The 16,062-nt window shown below is 54.3% G+C and carries 10 protein-coding genes; 9 read left to right on the top strand and 1 reads right to left on the bottom strand.

From position 1 onward, the window contains the following. Window positions 1-2 precede the first annotated feature (2 nt). The 5 genes from sdhB (at window position 3) to sucD (ending at window position 7,115) form a co-directional block, all read left to right on the top strand. Complete coding sequence (sdhB, locus tag L466_RS05395; protein WP_014169170.1) at window positions 3-719, top strand: succinate dehydrogenase iron-sulfur subunit SdhB; 717 nt, start codon at window positions 3-5, stop codon at window positions 717-719. Between the two features lie 226 nt (window positions 720-945). Continuing rightward, the gene (gene sucA, locus L466_RS05400) at window positions 946-3,753 is read left to right on the top strand and encodes a 2-oxoglutarate dehydrogenase E1 component (protein ID WP_014169171.1); all 2,808 of its coding nucleotides are present in this window, start codon (window positions 946-948) and stop codon (window positions 3,751-3,753) included. A 14-nt stretch (window positions 3,754-3,767) separates the two neighbouring features. Next, window positions 3,768-4,994 (top strand): 2-oxoglutarate dehydrogenase complex dihydrolipoyllysine-residue succinyltransferase, encoded by a 1,227-nt coding sequence (gene odhB / locus L466_RS05405; RefSeq protein WP_025204653.1) that lies wholly within the window; start codon window positions 3,768-3,770, stop codon window positions 4,992-4,994. Window positions 4,995-5,079: 85 nt separating this feature from the next. Next, window positions 5,080-6,246, top strand: coding sequence for an ADP-forming succinate--CoA ligase subunit beta (sucC, locus tag L466_RS05410; protein ID WP_006809579.1), 1,167 nt, complete (start codon window positions 5,080-5,082; stop codon window positions 6,244-6,246). Next, on the top strand, window positions 6,246-7,115 hold the full coding sequence (sucD, locus tag L466_RS05415) for a succinate--CoA ligase subunit alpha (RefSeq protein WP_014169173.1): 870 nt from the start codon (window positions 6,246-6,248) through the stop codon (window positions 7,113-7,115). The genes sucC and sucD overlap by 1 nt, the downstream gene beginning before the upstream one ends. An 83-nt stretch (window positions 7,116-7,198) precedes the next feature. Here the strand turns inward: sucD and L466_RS05420 are convergent, their stop codons facing one another. Beyond that, a complete protein-coding gene (locus L466_RS05420) occupies window positions 7,199-7,915 on the bottom strand; it encodes a GntR family transcriptional regulator (RefSeq protein WP_032681408.1) in 717 nt (238 codons plus the stop codon). A 169-nt stretch (window positions 7,916-8,084) separates the two neighbouring features. Here L466_RS05420 and mngA point away from each other — a divergent pair, with 169 nt between their 5' ends. The 4 genes from mngA (at window position 8,085) to cydB (ending at window position 16,061) form a co-directional block, all read left to right on the top strand. After that, window positions 8,085-10,001: a PTS 2-O-a-mannosyl-D-glycerate transporter subunit IIABC gene (mngA, locus tag L466_RS05425; protein ID WP_032681407.1), complete on the top strand. Its 1,917-nt coding sequence runs from the start codon at window positions 8,085-8,087 to the stop codon at window positions 9,999-10,001. Window positions 10,002-10,022: 21 nt separating this feature from the next. Then, window positions 10,023-12,659, top strand: a complete 2,637-nt coding sequence (mngB, locus tag L466_RS05430) for a mannosylglycerate hydrolase (RefSeq protein WP_032681406.1) — start codon at window positions 10,023-10,025, stop codon at window positions 12,657-12,659. A gap of 678 nt (window positions 12,660-13,337) precedes the next feature. Continuing rightward, window positions 13,338-14,906 carry a cytochrome ubiquinol oxidase subunit I gene (gene cydA / locus L466_RS05435; RefSeq protein WP_020884962.1) on the top strand — a complete coding sequence of 523 codons (1,569 nt, stop codon included), beginning with the start codon at window positions 13,338-13,340 and terminating at the stop codon, window positions 14,904-14,906. A 15-nt stretch (window positions 14,907-14,921) separates the two neighbouring features. Beyond that, window positions 14,922-16,061 carry a cytochrome d ubiquinol oxidase subunit II gene (cydB, locus tag L466_RS05440; RefSeq protein ID WP_014169180.1) on the top strand — a complete coding sequence of 380 codons (1,140 nt, stop codon included), beginning with the start codon at window positions 14,922-14,924 and terminating at the stop codon, window positions 16,059-16,061. Window position 16,062: the final 1 nt, after the last annotated feature.

The following is a 16,062-nucleotide window of genomic DNA, read 5'->3' as shown; positions in this document are numbered from 1 at the left end:
TAATGAAACTCGAATTCTCAGTTTATCGTTATAACCCGGATGTAGATGATGCTCCGCGTATGCAGGATTACACCCTGGAAGCGGAAGAAGGCCGTGACATGATGCTGCTGGATGCCTTAATCCAGCTGAAAGAAAAAGATCCGACACTGTCGTTCCGTCGCTCATGCCGTGAAGGCGTTTGTGGCTCTGACGGTGTGAACATGAACGGTAAAAATGGTCTGGCCTGCATCACGCCAATTTCAGCGTTGCAGCGCGCGGGTCAGAAAATTGTTATCCGTCCTTTGCCTGGTCTGCCAGTCGTTCGTGATTTGGTGGTAGACATGGGGCAATTCTATGCACAATATGAGAAGATTAAGCCTTACTTATTGAATAATGGGCAAAATCCACCGGCTCGTGAGCACTTACAGTCTCCTGAGCAGCGTGAAAAACTCGATGGTTTGTACGAGTGTATTCTCTGTGCATGTTGCTCGACCTCTTGCCCGTCGTTCTGGTGGAACCCGGACAAGTTTATCGGCCCGGCCGGTCTGTTGGCTGCCTATCGCTTCCTGATCGATAGCCGCGACACCGAAACCGACAGTCGTCTGGAAGGACTGAGTGATGCTTTCAGCGTATTCCGCTGCCATAGCATCATGAACTGCGTCAGTGTATGTCCTAAGGGACTGAACCCGACGCGCGCCATCGGCCATATTAAGTCGATGCTGCTGCAGCGCAGTGCATAAGTAACAGGAGGGGAGCGTTGTTCCCCTCACTCTGACCCTCTCCTGACAGGAGAGGGGATAAAATGTAGGAAACCTCTAAAAACTGCCCCGAGGTGCAGACAGTTTTTAAAGGTTCCTTCGCGAGCCCAAGACAACATAAGAGCTCGCAGGTGAACCCCGGCACGTACGTGTTGTACGTGGTAGTTTCTACGGCGAAAGTAAGCATAAAAATGCTTAAGGGATCACGATGCAGAACGGCGCAATGAAAGCCTGGCTGGACTCTTCTTACCTCTCTGGTTCAAACCAGAGCTGGATAGAACAGCTCTATGAAGACTTCTTAACCGATCCTGACTCAGTGGACGCAAACTGGCGTTCCATGTTCCAGCAGTTACCTGGCACTGGAGTCAAACCGGATCAATTCCATTCCAAAACACGTGATTATTTCCGTCGTCTGGCGAAGGATGCCTCACGTTACTCTTCTGCGATTTCCGACCCTGACACCAATGCGAAGCAGGTTAAAGTCCTGCAGCTTATCAACGCTTATCGCTTCCGTGGTCACCAGCATGCGAATCTCGATCCGCTGGGACTGTGGAAACAAGATCGTGTGGCGGATCTCGATCCGGCGTATCACGATCTGACCGAGGCCGATTTCCAGGAAAGCTTTAACGTAGGTTCCTTTGCCATCGGCAAAGACACGATGAAGTTGGGCGAGCTGATTGACGCGCTCAAGCAAACCTACTGCGGCTCCATCGGCGCGGAATATATGCACATCACCTCTACAGAAGAGAAACGCTGGATCCAGCAGCGCATCGAATCTGTGGCGGGCCACGCGAATTTCTCTGCTGAAGAGAAAAAACGCTTCCTCAGCGAACTGACCGCAGCAGAAGGCCTTGAGCGCTATCTGGGCGCGAAATTCCCGGGTGCGAAACGCTTCTCGCTGGAAGGCGGCGACGCGCTGGTACCTATGCTGAAAGAGCTGATTCGTCACGCGGGCAAAAGCGGTACCCGTGAAGTGGTGCTGGGTATGGCGCACCGCGGTCGTCTGAACGTACTGGTCAACGTGCTGGGTAAAAAACCGCAGGACCTGTTCGACGAATTCGCGGGCAAACATAAAGAACACCTCGGCACCGGTGACGTGAAGTACCACATGGGCTTCTCGTCTGATATTGAAACCGAAGGCGGTCTGGTTCACCTGGCGCTGGCGTTTAACCCGTCACACCTGGAAATCGTGAGCCCGGTGGTTATCGGTTCTGTACGTGCGCGTCTGGATCGTCTGGACGAGCCGAGCAGCAACAAAGTCCTGCCAATCACCATTCACGGTGACGCGGCGGTCACAGGGCAGGGCGTGGTTCAGGAAACGCTGAACATGTCCAAGGCGCGTGGTTACGAAGTGGGCGGTACCGTTCGCATTGTTATCAACAACCAGGTGGGCTTCACGACTTCTAACCCACTGGATGCGCGTTCTACCCCGTACTGCACCGACATCGGTAAGATGGTTCAGGCGCCGATCTTCCACGTTAACGCGGATGACCCGGAAGCCGTGGCGTTCGTTACCCGTCTGGCGCTGGACTACCGTAACACCTTCAAACGCGATGTGTTCATCGACCTGTTCTGCTACCGCCGTCATGGCCACAACGAAGCTGACGAGCCAAGTGCAACGCAGCCGCTGATGTATCAGAAAATCAAAAAACACCCGACGCCACGCAAAATCTATGCTGACAAGCTGGAAGGCGACAACGTGACGACGCTGGAAGATGCGACCGAAATGGTCAACCTCTACCGCGACGCGCTGGATGCGGGTGAATGCGTAGTGAAAGAGCTGCGCCCGATGAACATGCACTCCTTTACCTGGTCGCCGTACCTCAACCACGAGTGGGATGAGAGCTACCCGAACAAGGTAGAGATGAAGCGCCTGCAGGAGCTGGCTAAACGCATCAGCACCGTACCAGACGCTATCGAGATGCAGTCTCGCGTAGCGAAAATTTATGCTGACCGTCAATCAATGGCGGCGGGCGAGAAGCTGTTCGACTGGGGCGGGGCGGAAACACTGGCTTACGCAACGCTGGTTGATGAAGGCATTCCTGTTCGTCTGTCCGGTGAAGATGCGGGCCGTGGCACCTTCTTCCACCGTCACGCGGTAGTTCACAACCAGACTAACGGTTCAACCTATACTCCGCTGCAGCATGTCCATAACGGTCAGGGTCAGTTCAAGGTATGGGACTCCGTTCTGTCTGAAGAAGCGGTACTGGCATTTGAATACGGCTACGCCACCGCGGAACCGCGCACCCTGACTATCTGGGAAGCGCAGTTCGGTGACTTCGCCAACGGTGCCCAGGTCGTTATCGACCAGTTCATCTCGTCCGGCGAGCAGAAATGGGGCCGTATGTGTGGCCTGGTGATGCTGCTGCCACACGGATACGAAGGTCAGGGTCCGGAGCACTCCTCTGCTCGTCTGGAACGTTATCTGCAGCTCTGCGCTGAGCAGAACATGCAGGTCTGCGTGCCGTCTACTCCGGCTCAGGTCTACCACATGCTGCGTCGTCAGGCGCTGCGCGGTATGCGCCGTCCGCTGGTGGTCATGTCGCCAAAATCCCTGCTGCGCCACCCGCTGGCGGTGTCCAGCCTGGACGAACTGGCGAACGGCACCTTCCTGCCTGCCATCGGTGAGGTTGACGAACTGGATCCGCAGGCCGTTAAGCGTGTTGTGATGTGTTCTGGTAAGGTTTATTACGACCTGCTGGAACAGCGCCGTAAGAACGACCAGAAAGATGTCGCCATCGTGCGTATCGAACAGCTTTATCCATTCCCGCACCAGGCGGTGCAGGAAGCGTTGAAACCGTATGCTCACGTGCATGATTTTGTCTGGTGCCAGGAAGAGCCGCTCAACCAGGGCGCCTGGTACTGCAGTCAGCATCATTTCCGTGAAGTCATTCCATTTGGGTCTGCCCTGCGTTATGCAGGTCGCCCGGCCTCCGCCTCTCCGGCGGTAGGGTATATGTCCGTTCACCAGAAGCAGCAACAAGATCTGGTCAATGACGCGCTGAACGTCGATTAATTAAAGGATACATAATGAGTAGCGTAGATATTCTTGTTCCCGACCTGCCTGAGTCCGTAGCAGATGCGACCGTCGCCACCTGGCACAAAAAACCGGGCGATAGCGTTAAGCGCGATGAAGTGCTGGTAGAAATCGAAACTGACAAAGTGGTACTGGAAGTACCGGCTTCAGCGGATGGCATTCTGGATGCAGTCCTGGAAGACGAAGGGACAACCGTAACCTCCCGTCAGATCCTGGGTCGCCTGCGTGAAGGCAACAGCGCGGGCAAAGAGTCCAGCGCGAAGTCTGACGAAAAAGCGTCTACCCCAGCCCAGCGTCAGCAGGCCTCTCTGGAAGAGCAAACTAACGACGCGCTCAGCCCGGCGATCCGTCGCCTGCTGGCCGAGCACAACCTGGATGCGGCTGCCATTAAAGGCACCGGTGTCGGTGGTCGTCTGACCCGTGAAGATATCGAGAAGCACCTGGCGAAAGCCCCTGCTCAGGCAGAAGCTAAAGCGCCAGCAGCGGCAGCGGCGCCGGCAGCACAGCCTGCGCTGGGTGCCCGTAGCGAAAAACGCGTGCCGATGACTCGCCTGCGTAAGCGTGTGGCTGAGCGTCTGCTGGAAGCGAAAAACTCCACCGCGATGCTGACCACCTTCAACGAAGTGAATATGAAGCCAATCATGGACCTGCGTAAGCAGTACGGTGACGCGTTTGAAAAACGTCACGGTATCCGTCTGGGCTTTATGTCCTTCTACGTGAAAGCGGTTGTTGAAGCGCTGAAACGCTACCCGGAAGTTAACGCCTCTATCGATGGCGATGACGTGGTTTACCACAACTACTTCGACGTCAGCATGGCAGTCTCTACGCCACGTGGTCTGGTTACCCCGGTTCTGCGTGATGTCGATACTCTGGGTATGGCTGATATCGAGAAAAAGATTAAAGAGCTGGCTGTAAAAGGTCGCGACGGCAAGCTGACCGTAGACGATCTGACCGGCGGTAACTTCACCATTACCAACGGCGGCGTTTTCGGTTCACTGATGTCTACCCCGATCATCAACCCGCCGCAGAGCGCGATCCTGGGTATGCATGCCATTAAAGATCGTCCAATGGCGGTAGACGGCAAAGTTGAGATCCTGCCAATGATGTATCTGGCACTCTCTTACGATCACCGTCTGATCGATGGCCGCGAGTCCGTGGGCTTCCTGGTTGCCATTAAAGAGCTGCTGGAAGATCCAACGCGTCTGCTGCTGGACGTCTAGTTTTAGCAGTCTTGCCCGGCGGCGCGTTGTCTGCCGGGCCTACAAAAGCACTACCTAACGATTACCTGAAGGATGGATAGAACACATGAACTTACATGAATATCAGGCCAAACAGCTGTTTGCCCGGTATGGCTTACCGGCTCCGGTGGGTTATGCCTGTACTACCCCGCGTGAAGCAGAAGAAGCCGCATCTAAAATCGGTTCCGGCCCTTGGGTAGTTAAGTGTCAGGTTCACGCTGGTGGCCGTGGTAAAGCGGGCGGTGTGAAGGTTGTTAAGAGTAAAGAAGAGATTCGTGCGTTTGCTGAACATTGGCTCGGCAAGCGTCTGGTAACGTACCAGACAGATGCGAACGGTCAGCCTGTCAACCAGATCCTGGTTGAAGCTGCAACTGACATCGCGAAAGAACTGTACCTGGGCGCGGTTGTTGACCGTAGCTCCCGTCGTGTGGTGTTCATGGCATCTACCGAAGGCGGCGTGGAAATCGAGAAAGTGGCAGAAGAGACGCCACACCTGATCCACAAAGTGGCGATCGATCCGCTGGCAGGCCCAATGCCTTACCAGGGCCGTGAGCTGGCGTTCAAATTGGGTCTGGAAGGCAAGCTGGTTCAGCAGTTCACCAAGATCTTCATGGGTCTGGCCACCATCTTCCTGGAGCGCGACCTGGCGCTGATCGAGATCAACCCGCTGGTCATCACCACTCAGGGCGACCTGATCTGCCTCGACGGCAAACTGGGCGCTGACGGCAACGCACTGTTCCGCCAGCCGGATCTGCGTGAAATGCGCGACCAGTCTCAGGAAGACCCGCGTGAAGCGCAGGCTGCACAGTGGGAACTGAACTACGTGGCGCTGGATGGCAACATCGGCTGCATGGTTAACGGCGCAGGCCTGGCGATGGGCACCATGGACATCGTTAAGCTGCACGGCGGTGAGCCTGCAAACTTCCTCGACGTGGGCGGTGGCGCAACCAAAGAGCGTGTAACCGAAGCGTTCAAAATCATCCTCTCTGACGACAACGTCAAAGCCGTGCTGGTTAACATCTTCGGCGGTATCGTGCGTTGCGACCTGATCGCAGACGGTATCATCGGTGCGGTAGAAGAAGTGGGTGTTAACGTCCCGGTTGTGGTGCGTCTGGAAGGTAACAACGCTGAACTCGGCGCGAAAAAACTGGCTGACAGCGGCCTGAATATTATTGCAGCGAAAAGTCTGACGGATGCAGCTCAGCAGGTTGTTGCCGCAGTGGAGGGGAAATAATGTCAGTTTTAATTAATAAAGATACCAAGGTTATCTGCCAGGGCTTCACCGGTAGCCAGGGGACTTTCCACTCCGAACAGGCGATTGCCTACGGCACGCAGATGGTTGGCGGCGTAACGCCAGGTAAAGGCGGCACCACGCACCTGGGCCTGCCGGTATTCAACACCGTGCGCGAAGCGGTTGAAGCGACGGGCGCGACCGCGACCGTTATCTACGTTCCGGCTCCGTTCTGCAAAGACTCGATTCTGGAAGCGATTGACGCGGGCATCAAGCTCATCATCACCATCACCGAAGGTATCCCGACGCTGGATATGCTGACCGTGAAAGTGAAGCTGGATGAAGCTGGCGTGCGCATGATCGGCCCGAACTGCCCGGGCGTTATCACCCCAGGCGAATGCAAAATCGGCATCATGCCGGGTCACATTCACAAACCGGGTAAAGTGGGTATCGTCTCCCGTTCCGGTACGCTGACCTATGAAGCGGTTAAGCAGACTACCGACTACGGTTTCGGCCAGTCCACCTGTGTGGGCATCGGTGGTGACCCCATCCCAGGTTCTAACTTCATTGATATCCTGAAAATGTTCCAGGAAGATCCGCAGACCGAAGCGATCGTGATGATCGGTGAGATCGGCGGTAGCGCAGAAGAAGAAGCGGCTGCGTATATCAAAGAACATGTGACCAAGCCGGTCGTCGGTTATATCGCAGGTGTGACAGCGCCGAAAGGTAAGCGTATGGGTCACGCAGGCGCGATTATCGCAGGCGGTAAAGGTACGGCTGATGAGAAATTCGCCGCGCTGGAAGCCGCAGGCGTGAAAACCGTTCGCAGCCTGGCGGATATCGGCGAAGCACTGAAATCCATCATTAAGTAAATCCTCTCTGCTCCCTGTAAAAGGGAGCGTTGAAGTAATAAGTGTCCGTTTCGACATGGTTGGCCGCTGTAAAGCGGCCTTTTTTAATGCCTGCGTTTCGCGACCAGCGTGAATTTGTAATCGTCGCTGTTAAACACGTTACGGCTGTATTCAAACACCCGCCCATCCTTCAGAAAACCACGTGACACCTTTTCCAGTATCGGTTTTGCCGGATCCAGCGCCAGCGCGTCGATCGCCTCCTGAGAGGGCATGATCGGAACCAGTTCCTGTTCACTGCGATCGATAACCATCTTCTTGATCTGTTCGATGTAGTGATATTTGGAATTTTCCATCACCTCCCAGGTGAGGTCGGCGAACATCGCCAGCGGCATCCACGTCTCTTCCAGATTCACCGGTTTTTGCTTAATAAAGCGCACCCGTTTGACATGCCACACTTTGTCATCCGGGCGAATGTTAAGCGTCTCAGCCAGTTTCACATCCGCTTTGATCACTTCGAATGTTTTTACGTCGCTGTGGGTATCGACGTTTCGGTCCGCCAGTTTTTCATAAAAGCCGGTAAGCTGATAAATGTCGTAATTGACGCGCTCCTCTCTCACATAGGAACCGCTGCCCTGAATGCTCTCGATAATCTGCTCTTCAGTGAGGAGCTTCAGTGCCTGCCTCACCGTGACGCGACTGACGCTAAATGTCTCCTGCAGGCTGGATTCCGTCGGTAACGCGTCACCGGGTTTTAACTCACCGGCGGTAATTTTCTCGCGAAGCGCATCCGCTATCTGCCGGTACATCGGTTTATTGCCCATGTCGTCTGCCTTCTAATACCTTTTCACGGAATTATGCCTCCAGCACAGAATTTGTAAATAATACAAATTAAATACAGATTGTTGGTGTTAGTGAAAATGATCACATAAAGGTATTAGCTTGTCTGTCACAATTGATCCGGAATAATTCCCCTTGAGTGTGAGGATCCTGATGAACCTGACGACCCTGACCCATCCCGACGCTGTCTGCGTGCAGGCGCAGTACACCAGTCGTGATGAAGCAATACGCCAGCTCACGATGCGGCTGGTGACGCTCGGCAAAATTACCGACGGCAATGCGTTTTTAACCGAAGTCTTTCATCGGGAATCGCTAGGCCCTACCGCGCTCGGCGAAGGGCTGGCAGTCCCGCATGGTAAATCAGCGGTGGTGAAAGAGGCGGCTTTTGCCGTAGCCACCCTGTGTGAACCGCTGAGCTGGGAAGGCGTGGATGGCCCGGAAAATGTCGAGCTGATTTTCCTGCTTGCCATTCCGCCGGCTGAAGCTGGCTCAACCCATATCCAGGTGCTGACGGAACTTACTTCTCGTCTGGCGGATGAAACTCTTCGGGCGCGCGTCATGGCGGCTACCACGGCAGCAGCGCTACTCGCCGCGCTGGACGACGTGCCACAGGAAGATGGCGTTGTCGCGTTCGTGGATGCGCCAACCATCGTTTGTGTAACTGCATGCCCCGCCGGCATTGCGCATACCTATATGGCAGCTGAGTATCTGGAAAAAGCGGGGCGTAAGCTTGGCGTAAACGTGGTGGTGGAAAAGCAGGGGGCGAACGGTATCGAAGGGCGGTTGACCGCGCAGCAGTTACGCACTGCGCAGGCCTGTATCATTGCCGCAGAAGTGGCCCTCAAAGAGAGCGAGCGTTTTCAGGGCATCCCGACGCTGTCCGTGCCGGTAGCGGAACCGCTTCGCCATGCTGAAGCGCTTATTAAGCGTGCGTTGGCCTTACCCCCCGCGGGAACGGCTCGCCATGTGCATACCGGCAATGATGTGAGCAAAAGCCTTAAAACGGAGCTTAAGCAGGCCCTGCTCAGCGGTATTTCCTTTGCCGTGCCGCTGATTGTGGCGGGAGGCACGGTGCTGGCCGTTGCGGTATTGCTGGCACAGATGTTGGGATTACAGCATCTGTTCGAGCAAGAGAACTCATGGCTGTGGATGTATCGCAAACTCGGCGGGGGGATGTTAGGCACGTTAATGGTGCCGGTACTGGCCGCGTATACCGCCTACTCGCTGGCAGATAAACCTGCTCTGGCGCCGGGTTTTGCGGCCGGTCTTGCCGCTAATATGATCGGTTCAGGTTTTTTAGGGGCGATTGCAGGTGGCCTGATTGCCGGCTATCTGATGCGCTGGGTGAAAAACCATATCCGTCTGAGTCAGCGTTATAACGGCTTTTTAACCTATTACCTCTACCCGGTGATTGGCGTGCTGGGCGCGGGCAGCCTGATGCTGTTCGTGATCGGCGAGCCGGTCGCGTGGATCAACTCCTCCCTCACGGCATGGCTTAACGGGCTCTCCGGTGCCAATGCGCTGCTACTGGGCACTCTGCTCGGTTTTATGTGCTCGTTCGATTTGGGGGGACCGGTCAACAAAGCGGCCTATGCGTTCTGTCTGGGGGCGATGGCCAACGGCGTTTACGGGCCGTATGCCATTTTTGCTTCCGTCAAAATGGTCTCGGCTTTTACCGTCACGGCTTCAACCATGCTGGCACCGCATCTCTTTAAACCGTTTGAAATCGAAACCGGCAAGTCGACGTGGCTGCTGGGCCTTGCGGGCATCACCGAAGGGGCAATTCCGATGGCCATTGAAGATCCGCTGCGGGTGATTGGCTCGTTTGTTGTTGGCTCAATGGCAACAGGGGCAATTATCGGTGCAATGGGCATCGGGTTGTCTACGCCGGGAGCGGGCATCTTCTCTCTCTTTTTACTGCATGACGCGGGGATGGGGGGCGCGATCGCGGCGGCAGGCTGGTTTGGAGCTGCGCTGGGGGGAACGATGCTCTCTACGCTCATCTTACTGTTCTGGCGACGTCAGGGCGTAAAAAAAGGCAAATACCTGACGGAAGACGTCACGCCATAAATTCACTTACAGGAAACGAAGATGAAAGCTGTATCTCGCGTTCATATCACGCCACATATGCACTGGGACCGTGAGTGGTATTTCACCACCGAAGCGTCGCGGATCCTTTTGGTCAATAACATGGAGGAGATCCTGACCCGTCTGGAGCAGGACGAAGAGTATAAATACTACGTTCTCGATGGACAGACCGCGGTACTGGAGGATTACTTTGCCGTTGTGCCGGACAACCGGCCCCGGGTTAAAGCGCTGGTTGAGCGCGGAAAGCTGATTATCGGGCCGTGGTATACCCAGACCGACACCACGATAGTCAGCGGCGAATCGATCGTTCGCAATCTGATGTACGGGATGCGCGACTGCATGGAATTCGGTGAGCCGATGAAAATAGGGTATCTGCCGGATTCGTTTGGCATGTCCGGGCAACTTCCGCATATCTATAACGGCTTTGGTATCACCCGCACGCTGTTCTGGCGCGGATGTTCTGAGCGTCACGGCACCGATAAAACAGAATTTTTATGGCAGAGCGCAGACGGCAGCGAAGTTACGGCGCAGGTACTACCGCTGGGCTACGCGATTGGTAAGTACTTACCGGAGGATGAAGCGGGGCTGCGTAAACGGCTCGATACCTGGCTTACATTGCTGGAGAACGCTTCCGTGACGAAAGAGATTCTGCTGCCTAACGGTCACGACCAGATGCCCCTCCAGCAGAACATTTTCGCGGTGATGGATACCCTTCGAAAGATGTACCCGCAGCGGAAATTTGTGATGAGCCGGTTCGAGGAGGTCTTTGAACATACTGAAGCGCACCGTGACGAACTGGCGACGCTGAAAGGGGAGTTTATCGACGGCAAATACATGCGTGTACACCGGACAATCGGCTCCACACGGATGGACATCAAAATTGCCCACGCCCGCATTGAAAACAAAATCGTGAATATCCTCGAACCGCTGGCGGCCCTCGCCTGGATGCTGGGCTTCGAGTATCACCACGGTTTGCTGGAGAAAATGTGGAAAGAGATCCTCAAGAATCATGCTCACGACAGCATTGGCTGCTGCTGCAGCGACAAAGTGCATCGTGAGATTATGGCCCGGTTTGCGCTCGCTGAAGACATGGCCGATAACCTCACGCGCTTCTCGATGCGCAAGATTGTCGACAATATGCCACAAAGCGAGGCCGACAAGCTGGTGATGTTCAATCTGATGCCCTGGCCCCGTGAAGAGGTGATTAACACCACCCTTCGTCTGCGCGCGAGCCAGTTCCGGTTGCGGGATGATAAAGGCAATGAGATCCCCTGTTTTATTCGCCGCGCCCGGGAAATTGACCCGGGGCTGATTGACCGGCAAATCGTGCACTATGGTAATTACGATCCGTTTATGGAATTTGATATCCAAATCTGTCAGATCCTGCCCGCGATGGGATACCGCACGCTTTACATCGAGCCCCAGGCTCCTGAAAAGAGGCTGTCCGCGAGGGCAAAAACGGATGCTTTGCTGGAAAATGCCTTCTGGCAAATTGATATAAATGACGATGGCACGCTGCGCCTGCGTGATAAAGAATCCGGACTTATTTATGACCGCGTACTGGAAATTGAAGAGGGGTCGGATGATGGCGATGAGTACGACTACTCGCCTTCCCGGGAAGAGTGGCGGCTCACTTCAGCGCACGGGCAGCATCATGTTGAGGTGATACAGGAAGCCTGGCAGAGCAGGGCGGTGATCCAGCATCGCATCGCCGTTCCGGCAAACCTGGTCGAGCGGTCGGCCCGCCTGCGCAATGGCGCTCTTGCGGTTGAATTTGAGGTTACTCTCAGCCATAACAGCAGGCGTGTAGATGTTGTGGCGCGTCTGGATAATCAGGCTGACGATCACCGGGTCCGCGTGCTTATCCCGACGCCGTTTATGACGGAGCAGGTACTGTCAGATACGCAGTTTGGCTCCATAACGCGCCCGGTTCGCGATGACGCGATGGCTAACTGGCAAGAAGAGGGCTGGAAAGAGGCACCGGTTCCCGTCTGGAATTTACTTAACTACGCCGTGCTTCAACAGGATCGAAACGGGCTTGCCCTGTTCACCGAAGGGTTACGCGAATTTGAAGTGGTGGGGGAGGCTGAAAAAGCGTTTGCTCTGACCCTTTTACGCGGTGTGGGCGTGTTGGGAAAGGAAGATTTACTGTTGCGCCCGGGCCGACCGTCCGGCATAAAAATGGCCGTTCCGGACTCGCAGCTTCGGGGCCGGCTCGATTGCCGTTTTAGCCTTCTGAGTTTTAGCGGCTCTCCCGAGAACGCCGGCGTTGCTCAGCAGGCGAAAGCGTGGCTTACCCCCGTCCAGTGTTATAACAAAATCCCCTGGGATGCCATGAAACTTAACCGTGCGCCGTTCAGCACGCCGGACAGATACAGCCTGCTGACCCTTTCGCCGACAGGCTGTGTTATGAGCGCGATAAAAAAGGCGGAGGATCGGGACGCGCTTATCCTTCGTCTGTTTAATCCGTCGGAGTCTGTGTCCTGTGATGCCTCTTTATCGTGGAATCAGGCCCTTAAAGGCTGTTGCGAGACGGATTTAAAAGAACAGGTGCTGGCAGGCAGGGGAGAAGAAAAGGGCATTACGGGCCTGTTCAGGCCTGGGCAATCGCGGACTTTTAGCCTGAAAACGGAAAGGTAGCGTTTGAAGTGAACAAAAGGCTGCACGCAGGGCAGCCTTTTTTATTGAATAGTCACATTGTGGTGTTAATTTTAAGCATGTCGCAGGTAAAATAAATGTAATTATCTGCGGCTGTCGTCGCACAATGGAAAAAAAACGCGCTGACGACTACCTTTATACGTTAACGCGAATGTAAAGATGCGTTGTTCTTCAGCGTTAAAATAAATCACGTCTGTTTATATTCTTTCTTGCTTTTGATAACTCCAAATATCTCGTCGTACACATGGCATTAACAAGGTTTTTACCATTCACACCACATTTAAACATGGTTAACAGAAACGGTGCTTTTTGATTTAAATCAAAGTTTAATCCTTGGAAAAAGGTGTCGAAAGGCGGTAAATTGTCCCCGATCAAAATGGCTGAAAAGTGGTAATTTTGCTATAAATTGATCGCCGTCGAAAAACGTAAATGTGATTCAATAAAAACCTGTTTATTGTAAGGGTTTTGCAGCGTATTATATTTGCGGGATCAATTTGAGTTTTTTATTAACGTATTTGTAACCTATCGTCATTGCTTTTATCCTTTCTCAGGCTAAGCGCGACGACATGGATGCGAATAATTTGTATTGGGGCATGTGTGTGAATCCTTTTCTAACGGGGTTCACTCTCGGAGTCTTCATGCGATGAGCAAGGAGTCATGATGTTAGATATAGTCGAACTGTCGCGCTTACAGTTTGCCTTGACCGCGATGTACCACTTCCTGTTTGTGCCACTAACGCTCGGTATGGCGTTCCTGCTGGCCATCATGGAAACGGTCTACGTCCTCTCCGGCAAACAGATTTATAAAGATATGACCAAGTTCTGGGGCAAGTTGTTTGGTATCAACTTTGCACTGGGCGTGGCTACCGGTTTGACCATGGAGTTCCAGTTCGGGACTAACTGGTCTTACTATTCTCACTACGTTGGGGATATCTTCGGTGCGCCGCTGGCCATTGAAGGTCTGATGGCCTTCTTCCTCGAATCCACCTTTGTAGGTCTGTTCTTCTTCGGTTGGGACCGTCTGGGCAAAGTCCAGCATATGGCGGTGACCTGGCTGGTGGCACTCGGTTCGAACCTGTCCGCACTGTGGATCCTGGTCGCGAACGGCTGGATGCAGAACCCTATCGCGTCTGATTTCAACTTCGAAACCATGCGTATGGAGATGGTCAGCTTTGCCGAACTGGTGCTGAACCCGGTCGCACAGGTTAAATTCGTTCACACCGTGGCGTCTGGCTATGTGTGCGGCGCGATGTTTGTACTGGGCATCAGCTCTTACTACATGCTGCGTGGTCGTGACTTCGCGTTTGCTAAGCGCTCCTTTGCTATTGCTGCAAGCTTCGGTATGGCTGCAATCCTCTCTGTTATCGTGCTGGGTGATGAATCCGGTTACGAAATGGGTGACGTGCAGAAAACCAAACTGGCCGCTATCGAAGCTGAATGGGAAACCCAACCCGCGCCTGCTGCCTTTACTCTGTTCGGTGTTCCCGACCAGGATGCACAGGAAAACCGCTTCGCCATTCAAATTCCTTACGCGCTCGGCATCATTGCTACCCGCTCCGTCGACAAGCAGGTGACGGGTCTGAAAGAGCTGATGGTGCAGCATGAAGGCCGTATCCGTAACGGTATGAAAGCTTACGCGCTGCTGGAGCAGCTGCGTGCGGGTTCTACCGACCAGGCCGTGCGTGACCAGTTCAACGATGTGAAGAAAGATCTGGGTTACGGTCTGCTGCTGAAACGCTATACCCCGAACGTCTCCGACGCGACGGAAGCGCAGATCCAGATGGCGACCAAAGACTCCATTCCACGCGTGGCGCCACTGTACTTCGCATTCCGTATCATGGTGGGCTGCGGCATCATCATGCTACTGATCATTGCGGCGTCCTTCTGGTCCGTGATTCGTAACCGCATCGGTGAGAAAAAATGGCTGCTGCGTACCGCGCTGTATGGTATCCCACTGCCGTGGATTGCTATCGAATCCGGCTGGTTTGTTGCGGAATATGGCCGTCAGCCATGGGCGATCGGTGAGGTGCTGCCAACGGCGGTAGCGAACTCCTCTCTGACTGCAGGCGATCTGATCTTCTCCATGCTGCTGATTTGTGGTCTGTACACCCTGTTCCTGGTGGCTGAACTGTTCCTGATGTTCAAGTTCGCGCGCCTTGGCCCAAGCAGCCTGAAAACCGGTCGCTATCACTACGAGCAGTCCGGTGCGACTACTCAGCCGGCACGCTAAGACAGGAGTCATCAAATGATCGATTATGAAGTATTGCGTTTTATCTGGTGGCTGCTGGTCGGTATTCTGCTGATCGGTTTCGCAGTCACTGATGGTTTCGACATGGGGGTGGGGATGCTCACCCGTTTCCTCGGTCGTAATGACACCGAACGTCGAATCATGATTAACTCCATCGCCCCGCACTGGGACGGTAACCAGGTGTGGCTGATCACCGCAGGCGGCGCGCTGTTCGCTGCCTGGCCGATGGTCTACGCGGCTGCGTTCTCCGGTTTCTATGTGGCGATGATTCTGGTGCTGGCTTCTTTATTCTTCCGTCCGGTTGGTTTCGACTACCGTTCCAAGATTGAAGACACCCGCTGGCGCAACATGTGGGACTGGGGCATCTTCATTGGTAGCTTCGTTCCACCGCTGGTGATTGGCGTGGCGTTCGGTAACCTGCTGCAGGGTGTACCGTTCCACATCGATGAATACATGCGTCTTTACTACACCGGTAACTTCTTCCAGCTGCTGAATCCGTTTGGTCTGCTGGCAGGCGTGGTGAGTGTGGCAATGATCATTACTCAGGGTGCGACCTATCTGCAGATGCGTACCGTAGGTGAATTGCATCTTCGCTCTCGTGCAACGGCGCAGGTTGCTGCGCTTATTACCCTGGTGTGCTTCGCACTGGCCGGCGTATGGGTGATGTACGGTATCGACGGTTATGTCATTACGTCTGCAATTAACCACACGGCACCGTCTAACCCGCTGACGAAAGAAGTGGCACGACAGGCTGGCGCGTGGCTGGTGAACTTCAACAATATGCCTGTTCTGTGGGCTATTCCGGCTCTGGGTGTGTTGCTGCCGCTGCTGACGATACTGACGTCACGTCTGGAAAAAGGTGCCCTGGCATTTGTATTTTCCTCACTGACGCTGGCGTGCATTATTCTGACTGCAGGTATCGCGATGTTCCCATTCGTCATGCCGTCCAGCACGATGATGAATGCAAGCCTGACCATGTGGGATGCAACGTCCAGCCAGCTGACGCTTAACCTGATGACGTATGTTGCTTGCGTGTTCGTACCGATTATCCTGCTGTACACCGCCTGGTGTTACTGGAAAATGTTCGGTCGTATCACGAAAGAAGATATTGAAAGCAACACTCATTCTCTGTACTAAG

The sequence above is a fragment of the Enterobacter sp. BIDMC 30 genome (assembly GCF_000534355.1).
Classification (GTDB): Bacteria; Pseudomonadota; Gammaproteobacteria; order Enterobacterales; family Enterobacteriaceae; genus Enterobacter; species Enterobacter ludwigii.
The sequence above is the reverse complement of the archived record's forward strand: the minus strand, read 5'-3'. Positions and strand labels throughout refer to the sequence as shown.

Excerpts from the sequence above, each read along its gene's own strand:
- sucD (WP_014169173.1), top strand. The coding sequence starts at position 6,246 with ATGTCAGTTTTAATTAATAAAGATACCAAGGTTATCTGCCAGGGCTTC.
- mngA (WP_032681407.1), top strand. The coding sequence starts at position 8,085 with ATGAACCTGACGACCCTGACCCATCCCGACGCTGTCTGCGTGCAGGCG.
- cydB (WP_014169180.1), top strand. The coding sequence starts at position 14,922 with ATGATCGATTATGAAGTATTGCGTTTTATCTGGTGGCTGCTGGTCGGT.
- odhB (WP_025204653.1), top strand. The coding sequence starts at position 3,768 with ATGAGTAGCGTAGATATTCTTGTTCCCGACCTGCCTGAGTCCGTAGCA.
- sucA (WP_014169171.1), top strand. The coding sequence starts at position 946 with ATGCAGAACGGCGCAATGAAAGCCTGGCTGGACTCTTCTTACCTCTCT.
- L466_RS05420 (WP_032681408.1), bottom strand. The coding sequence starts at position 7,915 with ATGGGCAATAAACCGATGTACCGGCAGATAGCGGATGCGCTTCGCGAG.
- mngB (WP_032681406.1), top strand. The coding sequence starts at position 10,023 with ATGAAAGCTGTATCTCGCGTTCATATCACGCCACATATGCACTGGGAC.
- sucC (WP_006809579.1), top strand. The coding sequence starts at position 5,080 with ATGAACTTACATGAATATCAGGCCAAACAGCTGTTTGCCCGGTATGGC.
- sdhB (WP_014169170.1), top strand. The coding sequence starts at position 3 with ATGAAACTCGAATTCTCAGTTTATCGTTATAACCCGGATGTAGATGAT.
- cydA (WP_020884962.1), top strand. The coding sequence starts at position 13,338 with ATGTTAGATATAGTCGAACTGTCGCGCTTACAGTTTGCCTTGACCGCG.